Below are 15,181 nucleotides of genomic sequence, written 5' to 3'. Positions count from 1 at the left end.
ATTGACAGGCGACTGGCCAGGCGCTATCGATCCATACATCAGTGTATGGAGGCGTTGATGCGTGATCTGCTGCTCCAGTGCGCCGGCGTCGTGACCATCGCCTCGGCCCTCATCCACGGCTACCTCGGCGAGGCCAAGGTCTTCGCCCGCGTGCGCATCGAGCCGGAGCGGCTCCGCACCCTGATCCGGCTGGTGTGGCAGACCTCGACCGTAGCCTGGATCGGCGGTGGCATGCTGCTGATTGCGGTGCCGTGGATGCAATCGGAGCCGGCTCGCCACTGGATCGTCGCCACCATGGCCTGTGTGCTCGGCCTTTCCGCCCTCGCCAACGCCTGGGCGACGCGCGGCCGGCATTTCGGGTGGATGGCGCTCAGTGCGGTCGTCGTGATGTCGGTTGCCGGGTACTAGCTGCGCTTCCACCGATGAGGCGTAAGGCCGCAGCGGTGGCGCAAGATCCGCATTCTCCGCAGGAAGCCCTCACATTGTGGCTCATGTTAGAACCAGTCTAAACTCTACAATAGAACTTATCTAAAGCGGACCAAGCCCCTCATTGTTGACTTCACCCCCCTCTTTGCTTCCTTCGGTGTGCTCCGCGGCTCCGCGCAGCGCCCACGACAGAGAGGAGAAGTTCGTGAAGGTCATTCGAGTTGTTGCCATTGCACTGACGATCGGGATTGGCGCGGGATCGACGGCCATGGCCGACGGTTTCAAGAATTGCACCAAGCTCGACAAGGCGTCGTGGAAGCCGGCCAGCGAAGCCGAAGCCAAGGCCAAGGCACTTGGCTATGAGGTGCGGCGCTCCAAGGTCGAAGGCTCCTGCTACGAGGTCTACGGCGTCAAGGAAGGCAAGCTCTACGAGCTGTTCTACAGCCCCGAAGATCTCAGCCTGAAGCACACGATCGCCAAGTAGGTTGCTATAGGTCGGCTGCGCGACGCGTTCTGCGCAAAGCAGGGCTCGAGGATGGTCTTTGCTTGATTGAAGAAGCGATGCCAGAAGCTCGCGGGGTGTCCGACCGGACACCCGCCGAGCGAGCCGCGCCGCGGACGATCGCTGTCTGGGACCTGCCGCTGCGCCTCTGGCACTGGGCTCTCGCGGCCGGCGTTCTGGCCGCCTGGTTCACGCCGACCGTCTATGACGGCCTTCACCGCATGGTCGGCTATACCGTGCTGGGGCTTCTCGCGTTTCGCCTGGTCTGGGGCGTCTGGGGAAGCCGCTATTCGCGCTTCCGCATGGTCGGCGTCCGGCTGCGCGCCTCGCCCCGCTATCTCTGGAATCTGCGCCGCGGCATCACCGGCCGCTACATCGGGCTCAATCCCGCCGGCACGCTGATGCTGGTCGCGCTGCTGGCCTCGCTCGCCGTTTCGACCATCACGGGAGCGATGTCGGTCACCGTCACGTTCTTCGGCGTGTGGTGGGTCGAAGACGCTCACCATTATTCATCGGATGCCGTCATCGTTCTGGTCGTGCTCCACGTCGTTGGCGTGGTGCTGATGGGAATCCTACAGCGCGAGAACCTGATCCGCGCAATGATCACCGGACGCAAGCGCATCCGCGGCCACCTTTAGAGCATGAGCCGGAAACGCGCATAGCGGTTTCCCCGCGCGACAAGCGCGAAGCGCGTTAGCCCGACAGATCAAATTTTACGGACGACGTTAGCATGCCGCTAAGCGTGCAATCAGGCGCGGCACAAAATTAACGCGAATGGCGATTAGCCGGTCCAGCATCGACAATATCGACGATGAGGCGAGACTGGATGTTCCGCGTTTTCTCCTGCCTTACGACCGAGCACGATTGGCGGCTCGTCGTACTCGCTGCCCTGGTCTGCTTCGTTGCCAGCATCGTCGCGGTCAGCATCTTTCACCGCGCGATCGCGACGCGCGCGAGAACCCGGTGGATCTGGATCGCCATTGCCGGCGCGGCCATCGGATACGGCATCTGGGCCACGCATTTCGTCGCGATGCTCGCCTACGAGCCCGGCGTCACGACGGGCTACGGCATCGTGTTGACCGCGTCCTCTCTCGCAGCGGCAATGCTGCTGACCTCGGTCGGCTTCGGCGTCGCGGTCGTCACGTCCGGCCGCTGGCGCGCGGCGGCTGGCGGCATCATCATCGGCGGCGGCATTGCCAGCATGCACTATATCGGGATGTGGGCTCTTGAAGTGCCGGGCCGAGTCTCCTGGTCCGTCGACCTCGTCCTCCTCTCCATCGTTCTGGGCATGTGCCTCGGCTACGCTGCGCTGGCGGTCGCGCTCACCCGCCAGGGTTATCGGGGCACGCTCGCCGCGGCCGTCCTGCTGACGCTCGCCATCGTCTCGCATCACTTCACGGCCATGGGCGCCGTGCAGATCACACCGGATCCGGCGCTCGCGACCGATACGCTTTCGCTTTCTCCGGCCTTCCTCGCGCTCGCCATCGCCGGTGTCGCATTGTCCGTGCTGGGGATGAGCCTGATCGGCGTGCTGGCCGATCGTCGTCTGGCGACCAGAACCGCCAGGTTCGAGGAGATCATCAGCCAGCTTTCCATCGCACGGCAGCAGCTCGAAGGGTCGCAGAACGACCTCAAGGAACAGAAGCTGAGGCTGGATACGGCCATCAACCACATGGTCGAGGGCCTTTGCATGTTCGACGCCGAGAAGCGGCTCGTCATCTGCAACGAGCGTTACGCCCGGCTGTACCGGCTGCCGTCGGAATTGCTGCGCGCGGGAACTCCGCACCGCGATATCATCAGACATCGCGTCACCAGCGGCATACTCGAAGGCGAGGCCAGCGATTTCGCCGCCGAACGGCAGATCGCCAAGCTCGATGCACTGCCGATCCATGCCGTGTCGAGCCGCATCGACGCGTTCGCCGATGGCCGGCTGATCTGCGTGACGCGGCAGCCGATGGCCGGCGGCGGCTGGGTGGCCACGCACCTGGATGTCACCGAGCAACGCCGGTCCGAAGCGAAGATCACCTACATGGCGCAACATGATGCGCTGACGGAGCTGCCGAACCGCGTGCTGCTCAAGGCGCGTCTGGAGCCCGCTCTTGCCGATACGCGTGGCGGAAACCTCCATTTGGCGGTTCTCTTGCTCGATCTCGACCGCTTCAAGGAGGTCAACGACACGCTCGGACATCCGGCGGGTGATCTGCTGTTGCGTTCGGTCGCCGCGCGCCTGCTGGATTGCGTCAGGGAGACGACGTTCGTCGCCCGATTGGGCGGCGACGAATTCGCAATCGTCGATTACGTAAGCAATCCGGCCGCGGACGCGGCCTCTCTCGCCGAGGCGATCCACGGCGCGCTCAGCGCGCCGTTCGATCTCGGCGATCATCAGGTCATCGTGGGCACCAGCATCGGCATCGCCCTTGCACCCCAGGACGGCGCCGATTCCGACACGATCCTCAGGAGCGCGGATCTGGCCCTCTACTCGGCGAAGAGCGCCGGACGTGGCGCATTCCGCTTCTTCGAGCCGGAGCTGGACCAGCTCCTGCGTGCGCGCCGCAACCTGGAGCGGGATCTGCGGAAGGCGCTTGCGAGAAGCGAATTCGAGCTCCACTACCAGCCGTTCGTCAATTTGAACAGCGGCGAGACCTGCGGCTTCGAGGCGTTGCTGCGTTGGCATCACCCCGAGCGCGGTCTTGTCTCGCCAGGCGAATTCATTCCGGTCGCGGAGGAAACCGGCTTGATCCTGCCACTGGGGGAATGGGTCTTGAGAACCGCCTGCGCCGAAGCGGCAAAATGGCGTTCCGACCTGAAGATCGCGGTCAACCTGTCTCCAGCGCAATTCAGGAGCAGGGAGCTCGTGTCGACGATCGTGGGCGCATTGGCGGCTTCGGGGATTGCGTCAGACCGGCTCGAGCTCGAGGTCACCGAAACCGTCATCATGCACGACAGCGGGACCGTATTCGCAGCACTCAGCCAGCTGCGCGAGCTCGGGGTGCGGATTGCCCTCGACGATTTCGGCACCGGCTATTCGTCGCTCAGCTTTCTGCAGAAGTTTCCGTTCGACAAGATCAAGATCGATCGCAGCTTCGTCAGCGAGCTGTCCAGTCCGATGGAGGAGCCTCATCGGATCGCGCGGGCCGTGGTCCAATTCGCCACCAGCCTCGGCAAGACGTCCACCGCCGAAGGTGTCGAGACCGCCGAGCAGCTGGACATCCTGCGCCAGGAGGGCTGCGTCGAGGCGCAGGGTTTCTACCTCAGCCCGCCGATGCGGGCCTCGACGATCGCACGGTTGGCGGATCGAAAGGCCGAGGCGGACGAGTTTGCCGCTTAGAGCATGATCCGGACCCGAAGGGCCGCGTCAGCGCAAAGTGCGTAGCGGTTTTCCGAAAAGATCATGCTCATACAAAAACCCAAAGCGCGATGAGGATTCATCCTGATCGCTTCGCGCTTTAGGTCGCGCGGGACCTTCACTGCAGCGGCGGATCGCCGCTGGTGCGCTTCTTGGCGAGGTCCATCTCGGTGACGGCGATCAGGATCTCGGCGCGGGTCTTCAGGTCGGGCGCCTCCAGCATCGCCTGCTTCTCCGCGGGGCCATAGGGCGACATCATCGCCAGCGCATTGACCAGCGCCTCGTTGGGCGCGCTCTCGACGCCTTCCCAGTCGACCTTGAGATTGTTGGCCTTCAGGAAGTCCGCCAGCACCGCCAGCAGCGCCTCGCGGTCGACCTCCTCCTCCCCCATGCGCGCGGTGAAGTCGTCGACGAAGGCGAAGAAGTCCACCTTGCACTGCCGATAGGGGGTGAGCACCTCGAGCTCCTCGACCACCTTGAAGCGCGAAACGCCGGTGAGCTCGAGGATGTAGCGGCCGTCGCCGGATTCGGCGAGCTGGGTGATGCGGCCGACGCAGCCGACGCGGAACAGCGCCGGCTTGTCGGAATCCTTCCGTGAATGCGCGACGTCGGGCTGGATCATGCCGATCAGGCGATGCCCGTCGCGGAAGGAATCGTCGACCATCGCGAGGTAGCGCGGCTCGAAGATGTTGAGCGGCATCTGGCCGCGGGGCAGCAGCAGCGCGCCCGGCAGCGGAAAGACCGGGATGATCTCCGGGAGGTCGGCGGGCCCGCGATATTCGATGTTGATCGGCATCTGCCCGGTCCCACTGGCGTTGCTAGCGCATGATCCGGAAAAGTGTGGAGCGGTTTTCCGAACAGATCATGCTCAAAAAAGGCCGTTACGAAAACAGGATCGTCGACAAACGTTTGCGGCCTTCGACGGTTGCATCATCCGTGCCGCCCCAGGCCTCGAAGAACTGCACCAGCTGCTTGCGGGCGCCGTCGTCGTTCCATTTGCGGTCGCGCTTGACGATCTCGAGCAGCTGCTCGGTCGCCGCCGCGCGGTTGCCTTGGGCGTTGAGCGCGGTGGCAAGGTCGAAACGGGCCTGATGATCGAGCGGATTTGCGGCGACTTTCTGTTCCAGCTCGGCGACCGGCCCGAGCGATTTCGCCTGCTCGGCGAGATCGATCGCGGTCTGCACGGCCTTCACGGCCGGGTCGTTGCGCTTGGATTCCGGCACCATGGCCAGCGTCTGCTTGGCCTGCTCCATCGCGCCGGAGACGGCGTAGCACTTCGCGAGGCCCGCAAGCGCCGCGATGTTGGTCGAATCATGCTGCAGCGCCTCGGCATAGATCTGCGCGGCCGCCGCCGCGTCGCCCTCGGCGAGCACCGCGTCGGCCTCCTGCACGATCTCGGCGACGTTGACCTCGCCCGGCGCGGTGACGCCCTTGGTCAGCCGCTCGATGAAGGCGTTGACCTGGCTCTCCGGCACCGCGCCCATGAAGCCGTCGGCCGGCTGGCCGTTGACGAAGGCGATCACGGCCGGGATCGACTGGATGCCCATCTGGCCCGGGATCGCCGGATGGTGGTCGATGTTCATCTTGACCAGCTTGACCTTGCCCTTGGCCGCCTTCACCGCCTTCTCCAGGACGGGGGTGAGCTGCTTGCAGGGGCCGCACCATTCCGCCCAGAAATCGATCAGCACGGGCTGGCGCTTCGATTCCTCGATGACGTCCTTCACGAAGGTCTGGGTGGTGGTGTCCTTGATCAGGTCGGCCGCAGCCGGGCCCGCCGCTCCGTTACCCTGGTCGATGATCGTCACGGGATTCCCTCGTCATGTCTGGAATGGCGGCTCTTTAGCACGCCGCCGCGTCATATGCTTGTGGTCGGCTCCTAAATTGGGCCGAATGGGCCGAATTTCAATCCAGGCCGCCCGATTCGCCGGTTCCGGGGCGTTTCCGGTCGATTCGGCCAGCTTCGGGGGTCCATATGGGGCCCTCAAATGCGAATTGATGCCGCCGGTAGCTGTTGCATTCCCCTCCCGCTTTTGGCATACGACAGCCGTTGCCGGCGCGTCACGCGACCGACACAGGATGCGGGTGTAGCTCAGTGGTAGAGCACGACCTTGCCAAGGTCGGGGTCGAGGGTTCGAGCCCCTTCGCCCGCTCCAATTTTCTCCAAAGCATCGTCATCCAGTTACTCACTCCCTTCGGGGAACGTCACCGCGTTCGTTTTCGCCCCGAGGTAAAGCCGGGGCGCGGAGACCATCGACGCCATACAAAGGCTGAACGGCGCCTCCCACGGCTGCCGGAGGGCGTGGGCCTTGTCAACGACCGGTGACCGGGTCGCGGCTCGGGCATGGTAAACTGCGCCATGTCCGACAGGAGATTCGAGCATGCTCAAGCTTCGCGACTACCCCGGCGGGCGGCCCGCCGCTGATAACGAGTCCAACCTCGAATACCGGCCCGAACACTTCGGCTATCCGGTCTTCGTGGTGTGGCTCGCCGACGATGCGCAGGGCAACCCGGTGAAGGTGTCGGTCGGCTTCTCCTTCATCGCCTCCTCGCGCATCAACTCGGCGCTGCTGGACAGCCGCGCCGAGTTAGAAGCCGCCGCCAGCGCGGAATACACGCCCGGAGCGACCGAAGTGGTGATCATCGCCCAACACGGCGGAAGTGGTCATGACCGCCTTTTTGATTCTCTGTCACCAGCGTAATCGCGCCCGGGGGCTCCGATATCGCTCCATGCCCCCGGCCGAATTCGAAAATTTAGGGGAGGCATTTTCGCCCTCACCTCGATGATACTGTTGGGTCGTACGCCTGAGTTCTGAAAGGAATTGATGATTGTTTCGTGAGACTTCCGCGCCTCCCGAGGTCCGGGCGTATTCGCCTTCCGGGGAGAGACATTAATGTCTCCCCACTTCGCTTGTGCGCTCCGCGTTTCTAGCCCTATGGTTGTCGCCGAGGTCGAAACGCGATGAAGAAGGCAACGAAACGGAAGAGCGAGGCTGCAAAGGCTGAGGCGCCTAAGCGGCCGAGACGCAGTCCCGAAGATAAGTGGACAAAGAATCTCATCGGACTGGGTTTTTGTACAGTCCCTTCCATCATGATTTGGGCGCAGGGAAGGCTCGGGCTATCTGCTGAACAATTTACGATCCTAATGCACCTCGCAGATTTTTGGTGGGACGCAGGCGAACCACCATTTCCGACAAAGCAACTACTGGCCACGAGGATTGGAATGGGAGCCAGACAGGTGCAGCGGCACCTGACAACACTAGAAGATGGTGGGTTCATTAGACGCATTGAGCGATTCCGCGGTCCAAAGAACCAACTAGCTAACGGATACGAAATGCGCGGGCTCGTGCGAAAGCTCACAATTCTTGAACCTGAGTTTCGCAAGATGATCGAGTCTAAAAAGGTTCGGCGGCGGAAGATCGAATCGCCAGCCGCGTGAATGCGCTCGCCATGTGGGTTCTACTGCATGGCAACCGGTGTACGTCGGACAACAGCCCCGACTAGGGGAGAAGTTTCCACCGCGCGCGCAGCGGACGGCCCCAGACGAACGTCTGTGGGCCGTTTCGCTGCATGTCAAACGAGGCGTTCGCCCAACGTGATGTAGCCTTTGAAAGCTAGGTGCCCCTCTAGATCAATTTGAACAAGATAAGTGCCATTGGCCAAATCGATTTGTACGCGCCAACGCGTATTCGTACTTGGTGCTGGAGGGCGTGCAGCAATGTCCGCATTGTAGAAGTTCTTCATCAGCGTGCCGTTGCTATCCCAAGCGAATACGCTGATGGAAATGTTTTTTAGATCGGCGCGCGGGCTGAGTTGGAAATTGATTCCGTTCGAAGTCAGAAAAACAGATTCAACAAAGACAAAACGACGCTCAAAGAGCAGCAGGTCGTCCGATATAAGAACGCGCGGCGCCCACTCGGCGCTTTTGTCACCAAGCAAGTAGAGCAGCGTGTCTCGCTCGGCGGCTGTGCGGCAGTAAACCCACTGAAGATTGTTAGCAAGCGGAAGCGGCGACTCAGCCAATACCTCTGCGCAACGGTGTTCGATGATGGTCCTATCGCCGCCAGTGCCACCTTCGTGAAAGACCTTGTCGAAAGGGATTTTTGAAAAATATTCTTCCGAGTCACCCGGCTCGGCGTTTCCAAGCTGCATATTGCGATCGCAGAATTTGATGCCGGGCAATGCGAGTATGTTGCTTGCATCGAAAACCATCATAACCAGCACAGGCGCATGCGTGTCATCGCCGTACTGGCACTCGCCCTTTTTGCGAATGCCTTCGATGTGATACTGCGTAGGTGTCCGTGGCCGGAAATAAAGACGGGCCGAGCCGTGAGCATGAGTTCGTCCGTCAATTACCCCCGGTGCGGCCACGTCTTTCGCTTTTTTGTTAGCGGGGTCGTCGCGCGAACGAAGGTTTCCGTCCTGAAGAATCTTGACAGCGTTCTCTATCGGAGCGTGATGAAAAAGACGGCTAGGCCACTTGCTACGATAAGGACGATACGGACTCGTTAGAGCCGTCTCCCACTTGAGTATGTGCGCTTGAATTGACCCAGTCGTCAGCGCCATAGGCAAGTTCAAGTTGGGATTTGGAGGAAGGCGCTACGTCACTCCCGCGTTCGCCCGGACGATATTCAAGCGCAACTTCTGCGTCTCGCTTGATGCCCTGAATTTGAACCGGGCGAACGTGCGGCAGAACGCTCAGTACTGACAACAAAGGCTCACCGGCGCCTTTCTGAGTCCACTCAGCCTTGTCCTGCGTCAGCAATCCCTTCTGAAGGCCAACCCAGACGCCCCAAAGATCTTCTGCTTCCAGGTTCCATTCCGCATTATTCGCTTGAAGTTTCAATATCTGGTCGTCACCGATAGACGCTTGCACAGGTTGATGATTATCGAATTGGACGAACTTCTCCTCGCTCAACTCGACAGCACGCCGAATAGCTCCGATGAACGAGTCGAAAGACGACGAATCTACGGCCTCGTCTTTTAATTGGCTCGCTACAGATTCCATGTGCTCGGGTAAGCCGATATCGACCGTGTAGTCGTGGATGAAGACCTGAATTGGTAAGTCTTTGAGATAACGCTCCATCACGGGGCGCACATCGTCCCACCTGAGCCCGCCATTCCCGCAGCCGAGGCGCGGGAATGAAATCTCCGTTATGCCCAAGCTCTCATAGTGTCCGACAAACTTTTGCAAGCCCGCTTCGATCCACTGAATCTTGGAAGGATAACGCCAGTGCTGCTTAGTTGGGAAGTTGAGCACCCAAGAGGTCGCGCCCTTCCAAAGCCACAGCTTCCCGGGCGAGAGAAGCTTTTGATCGCAGATGCGCTTGTAAGCCGCGAACATCTGAGGCTCGCGTTCCCTGAAGTCCTTAGCGATGCCCTTTCCCATGACGCCAACGCAGTTGACAGTATTGACGAGGGTTTGGGCCGTGGACTCGAGGAGACTAGTGCGGCGATAAATGAGCATAGGCTTCCCGGTGAAATCGCAAACGGCTGAGGATTCTGAGGTAACAGCGATCATCGGACGAATCGATGCAATCGAACCAGAATTTCACGAGTTTGTAAAGAACAAAATCGGAACATCATGTTGCGGTGCAAACCCGAGGGTCAGATGAGCTATCAAGGAAGTCACGGGTCTGCCAATCCCGGCGGAACGTGCGCGCTTCGGCGGCTCTTCTGGAATGCGCTGGACCTGGCATGACCATCCTCGTAGTCGGCAGTGCGGGCCACCTCGGTGAAGCCATTCTCCGGACGCTCCAGGCGCGCGGCTCATCCGCCCGCGGGCTCGATCTCAAGCCCTCCCCCTTCACCGACGCCGTCGGCTCGATCGTCGATCCCGCCTTCGTACGGGAGCAGATGAACGGCGTCACCGCCGTGATCCACACCGCGACGCTGCACAAGCCGCATGTGGCGACCCATTCCAAGCAGGACTTTGTCGACACCAACGTGTCAGGCACGCTGAACCTGCTCGAAGCGGCAGTCGCGGCCGGCGTGAAGAGTTTTGTCTTCACCAGCACCACCAGCGCGTTCGGCTCGCAGCTGCAGCCCGAGGCGGGACAGGCCGCGGTGTGGGTCACCGAGGAGCTGCCCTCGGTGCCGAAGAACATCTACGGCACGACCAAGCTGATGGCCGAGAACCTCTGCGAGTTGTTCTTTCGCGAGCGCGCCCTGCCCGTCGTTACCTTGCGGACCTCGCGCTTCTTTCCGGAGGACGACGACGATCCGGCGATGCGGTCGGCCTACGCGCTGGAGAACGCGCAGGCCAACGAGCTGCTCTATCGCCGGCTGGATATCGCGGACGCGGTGAGCGCGCATCTGCTCGCCGTCGAGCGCGCGCCCGGCATTGGCTTCGCCCGCTACATCGTCTCGGCGACGAGCCCGTTCGAGCAACGTCATCTCGGATCGCTGGCGCGCGATGCCGCCGCTGTCGTGCGCGAGCTCTATCCGGAGTGTGCGCAGCTCTATGCAGCGCGCGGCTGGCGACTCTTCCCCGCGATCGACCGGGTCTATGTCAACGAGCGCGCGCGGCGGGAGCTCGGCTGGCGGCCCGAATTCGACTTCGCGCATGTGCTGCGCAGCCTGCGCGATGGTCGCGATGTCCGCAGCACGCTGGCACGCGAGGTCGGATCGAAAGGCTATCACGACACGCTGTTTGACGACGGACCCTACCCCGTCGCCTCGTAAGCGCCGCAATTGCTATTTTGCTCGACGCTTCAAATGACTGTCCGGCGTCACCGGGTGCGGATCAACTTGCGTCGTTCTACGGTGCATGGGGTTGTTTTCGCGCTTTTGTATGCCCACTCCGGCGGAGCGCCTGACGACGATGCGCGTGCGCGCTTGATTCCGCGTTGCAGCGGGAACGCGGTCGTCGCAGCGTTCATCCGTTCATTCACATTCCGTCTCAAATTTTGATGAGCGCAGCCGCGCTGCATCCGGCGCGCTTCTCACGATGGGCAGATGTGCTAACCTTTTTGCGTCTGTCGTCCCGACGGGCTCAAAACTTCGCCTCTCGACTAGCAAAACAAAATAACGCGCAGCCCTCACGGCTGCCTTAGGGGAGTGATGCGATGATATCGATGTTCCATCGATCCGTGTTGGCGCTTGCGGCCGTGGCCCTTCTCGCGGGGACCGGTGCCGGCAACGCGCAACAACAGGACAAGAACAAGCCGCTGAAGAAATACGAATCCGGCACCAAGGAATTCTGGACCCATCCGCCGGACGATTGGTTCCTCGGCGACGAGACCGAGGCGCAGAAGGGACTCGCGCCGCCCTCGGGCCCGCCGACCGGCGCCTCCGACGCCGAGCTCGCCAACATCGTCAAGAAGATCAAGCTGCCGTCGGGCTTCAAGATCGAGGTCTACGCCTCGGGCGTGCTGGCCGCGCGGCAGATGGCCTGGGGTGACAAGGGCACGTTGTTCGTCGGCTCGTTCGGCCTCGGCAACGTCTATGCCATCAAGGACAACAACGGAAAGAAGGAGGTCAAGACCGTCCTCAAGGGCCTGAACATGCCCACCGGTCTCGCCTTCAAGGATGGCGCGCTTTATGTCATCGCGGTCGACAAGCTGATCCGCTACGACGATGCCGAAAACAAGCTCGACAATCTCGGCGAAGGCAAGGTCGTCTATGACGACATGCCCTCCTATGCCGCGCATGGCTGGAAATACATCGCGGTCGACAAGGAAGGCTGGTTCTTCCTGCCGTTCGGACCGCCCTTCAACATCGGCATTCCGCCGACCAGCGTGTCGCAGATCCGGCGCGTCGATCCCAAGACCGGCAACGCCGAAATCTGGGCGCTCGGCGTCCGCAACTCGGTCGGCGCCGACGTCGACCCGCGCACCGGCAAGCTCTGGTTCACCGAGAATGCCCGCGACTGGATCAGCGATGATCTGCCCTCGGACAAGCTGAACATGATCAACAGGATCGGCGAGCATTTCGGCTATCCCTATTGCCATCAGGGCAATCTTCCCGACGACAAGTTCGCGACGGGCCACAAATGCTCCGAGTTCACGCCGCCCGTGCTGAATCTCGGTGCCCATGTCGCGCCGCTCGGCATGAAGTTCTACACCGGCGACCAATTCCCCGCCGACTACAAGAACAACATCCTGATCGCCGAGCACGGCTCCTGGAATCGCCACAAGTACCAGGGCGCGCGCATCGTGCGCGTGATCGTCGGGCCCGACGGCAAAAACCCGAAGCAGGAGATCTTCGCTTCTGGCTGGCTCGAGGGCGACCAGGGCTATCTCGGCCGTCCCAACGACATCATCCTCGCCAAGGACGGATCGATCCTCGTTGCCGACGATTGGGCCGGCGCGATCTATCGCATCAGCTACAGCAAGAAGTAGCGCGACCTGACGGAGGAGGCTGCGACCGGGTGAGGGCCGCAGCCTCTTTCATTTTGAAGCCTCACGCTGTCGTTCCGGACTACGCGCCACTTGCGCGCAAGTCCGGAACCCATAACCACGAACGCGGATTATGGATTCGGGCACGCGCCAAGTGACGCGCCCTGGAATGACGCAGTACAGAACGGATCTCCAATCATGCGCCGTCAGCTCTCTTGGTCCGCAATCGGCGCGCTATCGCTCGCATTGATCGCCTTCATCCCAGCCGAGGCCGCCGACAATGCCGCGATCAAGGAGAAGGCCGCCGCCTGCGCCGGCTGCCACGGTGAGAACGGCATTTCGCAGACCGAGAACATCCCCTCGCTCGCCGGCCAGCCCGATCAATTCCTGCAATGGCAGCTCGTGTTCTTTCGCGCCGGCTCGCGCAAGAACGACCAGATGCAGCCGATCGTCGAAGAGATTACCAACGAGGACATCCGCAATTTCGGTGCCTACTTCGCCACGCTGACGCCGCCGAAGGGAGCCGAGGACGGGGATCCCGACTTGTCGAAAAAGGGCGCGCAGGTTGCCGCCGGCCGCCGCTGCGCTTCATGCCATACGGACAGCTATGCCGGCACCAAGGCGGTGGCGCGGCTCGCCGGCCAGCGCGAGGAATATCTCGTCAAGGCGCTGCATGACTACAAAGCCGGCCAGCGTGTCGGCGGCGGCGTCGCCGCGATGGCCGACGTCGCCTATCACATGAGCGACGAGGAGATCACCGCCGTCTCGCACTATCTCGCGCATTTGCAGTAGCGCGGAGCTGTCGCGTAGCGCGAGCCCCGGGACGACGGCGGTGTATGACGCCCTACCCCGCCCGCTGCCTCTCATACGCCTTCAGATGCGTATACGCGATGCGCAGCTTCGGCACCGGCACCTTGGCGGCGTCGGCGCGCGCGATGAGGTCGCCGATGACGTGATCGGCTTCGACAGGCAGGCCCGCCTTGATGTCGCGGAACATCGACGCCGTCAGCGGGGAGCCCTCGGTGGTGAGATTGCCTTTGACGCGCTCGAAGAACGGCCCGCCCGGCGGGTAGCCCGATGCAGCAGCGACCGAGCTGGTCTCATCCAGCATGCCGAGCAGGAAATCCCGGCCGCCGGGCGCGGCGAGGATATTGCCGACGGACGTCCGCATCAGGCTGGTGCTTGCCGCGAGCGAAGACAGGAACACCCACTTCTCCCACATGTCCTGCATGATGTTCTGGCTGGCGCTGGCGCCATTGATGCCGCTCCTGAAGGCCTCGTCGATCGCCTTCACCCGGTCCGACATCGCGCCGTCGCGCTCGCCGTAAGTGATCGACTGCATCGGCTGGAGCTGCACCACCTCGCGCTTTTCGTTCAGCGTCGCCGCGATGGCACAGAGGCCGCCGAGCACGCGCTCCTTGCCGAACCTGGCATCCAGCGTGTCGAGATGCTTCATGCCGTTGAGCATCGGGATGATCGCGGTGTTGGGCCCCACCGCCGGGGCGAACGACTTGATGGCATCGTCGAGGTCGAACGCCTTGCAGCTGAGCAGCACGACGTCGAACTTGTCCTTGATCGCGTCGGCCTGAACGGTCGGCGGGTTCTTCAGGGTCACATCGCCGTTCGGGCTCTTGATGACAAGGCCGGCGCTCGCGAGCTCGCCGGCGCGGCGCGGCCGGACCAGGAAGGTGACGTCGCGGCCGGCCTGCAACAGTCTGCCACCAAAATAGCCGCCGATGGCGCCGGCGCCGACCACGAGGATACGCATGAGACAAGCTCCGTTATTGTTGTTCTTCGGACAATGGCGAATGACGAATAGGGACTAGCGAATAGGATAGCAGATGACGAAACGCGAGTAACGTTTCCACTACTCGCCATTCCCTACTCGCCCTTCACCATCTCCTCGACCTCGCGCAGCTGCTCCTTGCCGAAGAACATTTCATTGCCGACGAAGAAGGTCGGCGAGCCGAAGGCGCCGCGGGCGACCGCCTCCTCGGTATTCTTGATCAGTCTGCCCTTGACCTCGGGTTCCTGGCTGCGGGCAAACAACTTTTGCGCATCGAGGCCCGATGAGGTCAGCGCCTTCGCCGCGATCTCGGGATCGTCCATCTTCTTCGGCTCGCGCCACATGTGGTGGAAGGCGGCCTCGACATATTTTTCGAAGACTCCCTCGAGCTGCGCCGCGATCGCCGCGCGCATCAAATTCAGCGTGTTGACGGGAAAGTGCGGATTCCAGACATAGGGCTGGACATGGAAGCGCTTGATGAAGCGCTCGGTCTCGATCTGCTGGAACTCGCGCTTGTTCTTGATGCCGGCGAGCGTCTCGGCCGGCGACTTGTTGTTGGTCGACTTGAAGATGCCGCCGAGCAGGATCGGCACATATCCGAACTTGACGCCGATCCGCTGTTCGATGGCCGGTATCGCCAGATGGCTGAGATAGGCGTTGGGGCTACCGAAATCGAACAGGAATTGCGGGGCGGTGCGGGTCAAGATCATTCTCCCTGGCCTGGCTTTTTGAGTTGGCTTTTCCTCATTGTGGCGCAGGGCGCGCCACAGGTCCATCGTTTAATG

15 protein-coding genes and 1 tRNA gene are annotated in these 15,181 nt (G+C 62.0%); 10 read left to right on the top strand and 6 right to left on the bottom strand.

Features of this window, described 5'->3' with window-relative positions; translation table 11 throughout:
* Positions 1–57 precede the first annotated feature (57 nt).
* The 4 genes from AB7M16_RS18840 (at position 58) to AB7M16_RS18825 (ending at position 4,256) form a co-directional block, all read left to right on the top strand.
* A complete protein-coding gene (locus AB7M16_RS18840) occupies positions 58–408 on the top strand; it encodes a hypothetical protein (RefSeq protein ID WP_172787848.1) in 351 nt (116 codons plus the stop codon).
* Between the two features lie 223 nt (positions 409–631).
* Positions 632–910: a PepSY domain-containing protein gene (locus tag AB7M16_RS18835; RefSeq protein WP_025033089.1), complete on the top strand. Its 279-nt coding sequence runs from the start codon at positions 632–634 to the stop codon at positions 908–910.
* Positions 911–972: 62 nt separating this feature from the next.
* A complete protein-coding gene (locus tag AB7M16_RS18830) occupies positions 973–1,566 on the top strand; it encodes a cytochrome b/b6 domain-containing protein (protein ID WP_453944815.1) in 594 nt (197 codons plus the stop codon).
* 188 nt (positions 1,567–1,754) lie between these two features.
* Positions 1,755–4,256: an EAL domain-containing protein gene (locus AB7M16_RS18825; RefSeq protein WP_453944814.1), complete on the top strand. Its 2,502-nt coding sequence runs from the start codon at positions 1,755–1,757 to the stop codon at positions 4,254–4,256.
* 136 nt (positions 4,257–4,392) lie between these two features.
* On the opposite strand, the gene AB7M16_RS18820 is transcribed toward AB7M16_RS18825, so the two are convergent.
* Together AB7M16_RS18820 and trxA are read right to left on the bottom strand one after the other, a co-directional pair.
* On the bottom strand, positions 4,393–5,070 hold the full coding sequence (locus AB7M16_RS18820) for an LON peptidase substrate-binding domain-containing protein (protein WP_172787851.1): 678 nt from the start codon (positions 5,068–5,070) through the stop codon (positions 4,393–4,395).
* A gap of 85 nt (positions 5,071–5,155) precedes the next feature.
* Positions 5,156–6,079 carry a thioredoxin gene (gene trxA / locus AB7M16_RS18815; protein ID WP_172787852.1) on the bottom strand — a complete coding sequence of 308 codons (924 nt, stop codon included), beginning with the start codon at positions 6,077–6,079 and terminating at the stop codon, positions 5,156–5,158.
* 273 nt (positions 6,080–6,352) lie between these two features.
* On the opposite strand from trxA, the gene AB7M16_RS18810 reads away from it, so the two are divergent.
* From AB7M16_RS18810 to AB7M16_RS18800, 3 genes are all read left to right on the top strand, one after another.
* Positions 6,353–6,427 (top strand) — tRNA-Gly (locus AB7M16_RS18810).
* Positions 6,428–6,652: 225 nt separating this feature from the next.
* Entirely contained in the window at positions 6,653–6,973 is a 321-nt protein-coding gene (locus AB7M16_RS18805; protein WP_453944811.1) for a hypothetical protein, read from the top strand.
* A 260-nt stretch (positions 6,974–7,233) separates the two neighbouring features.
* Positions 7,234–7,710 (top strand): helix-turn-helix domain-containing protein, encoded by a 477-nt coding sequence (locus AB7M16_RS18800; RefSeq protein ID WP_453944809.1) that lies wholly within the window; start codon positions 7,234–7,236, stop codon positions 7,708–7,710.
* Positions 7,711–7,844: 134 nt separating this feature from the next.
* Here AB7M16_RS18800 and AB7M16_RS18795 read toward each other — a convergent pair whose 3' ends face one another.
* Both AB7M16_RS18795 and AB7M16_RS18790 read right to left on the bottom strand, forming a co-directional pair.
* Positions 7,845–8,837, bottom strand: coding sequence for a DarT ssDNA thymidine ADP-ribosyltransferase family protein (locus AB7M16_RS18795; RefSeq protein WP_453944807.1), 993 nt, complete (start codon positions 8,835–8,837; stop codon positions 7,845–7,847).
* On the bottom strand, positions 8,755–9,792 hold the full coding sequence (locus AB7M16_RS18790) for a macro domain-containing protein (protein WP_453944805.1): 1,038 nt from the start codon (positions 9,790–9,792) through the stop codon (positions 8,755–8,757). Before AB7M16_RS18790 ends, AB7M16_RS18795 begins: the two co-directional genes overlap by 83 nt.
* 176 nt (positions 9,793–9,968) lie before the next feature.
* Between AB7M16_RS18790 and AB7M16_RS18785 the strand changes: the two genes are divergently transcribed.
* From AB7M16_RS18785 to AB7M16_RS18775, 3 genes are all read left to right on the top strand, one after another.
* On the top strand, positions 9,969–10,955 hold the full coding sequence (locus AB7M16_RS18785) for an NAD-dependent epimerase/dehydratase family protein (RefSeq protein ID WP_453944803.1): 987 nt from the start codon (positions 9,969–9,971) through the stop codon (positions 10,953–10,955).
* A 383-nt stretch (positions 10,956–11,338) separates the two neighbouring features.
* Positions 11,339–12,613, top strand: a complete 1,275-nt coding sequence (locus AB7M16_RS18780) for a PQQ-dependent sugar dehydrogenase (protein WP_453944801.1) — start codon at positions 11,339–11,341, stop codon at positions 12,611–12,613.
* 195 nt (positions 12,614–12,808) lie between these two features.
* Complete coding sequence (locus tag AB7M16_RS18775) at positions 12,809–13,402, top strand: c-type cytochrome (protein WP_439401835.1); 594 nt, start codon at positions 12,809–12,811, stop codon at positions 13,400–13,402.
* A 52-nt stretch (positions 13,403–13,454) separates the two neighbouring features.
* On the opposite strand, the gene panE is transcribed toward AB7M16_RS18775, so the two are convergent.
* Together panE and AB7M16_RS18765 are read right to left on the bottom strand one after the other, a co-directional pair.
* Complete coding sequence (gene panE / locus AB7M16_RS18770; protein ID WP_453944799.1) at positions 13,455–14,378, bottom strand: 2-dehydropantoate 2-reductase; 924 nt, start codon at positions 14,376–14,378, stop codon at positions 13,455–13,457.
* Between the two features lie 113 nt (positions 14,379–14,491).
* Positions 14,492–15,100, bottom strand: coding sequence for a 2-hydroxychromene-2-carboxylate isomerase (locus tag AB7M16_RS18765; RefSeq protein WP_453944797.1), 609 nt, complete (start codon positions 15,098–15,100; stop codon positions 14,492–14,494).
* Between the last annotated feature and the right edge of the window lie 81 nt (positions 15,101–15,181).

The sequence above is a fragment of the Bradyrhizobium sp. USDA 372 genome (assembly GCF_053629095.1).
Note: the sequence above shows the minus strand (reverse complement) of the source record. Positions and strands in the feature narration are given on the sequence as shown.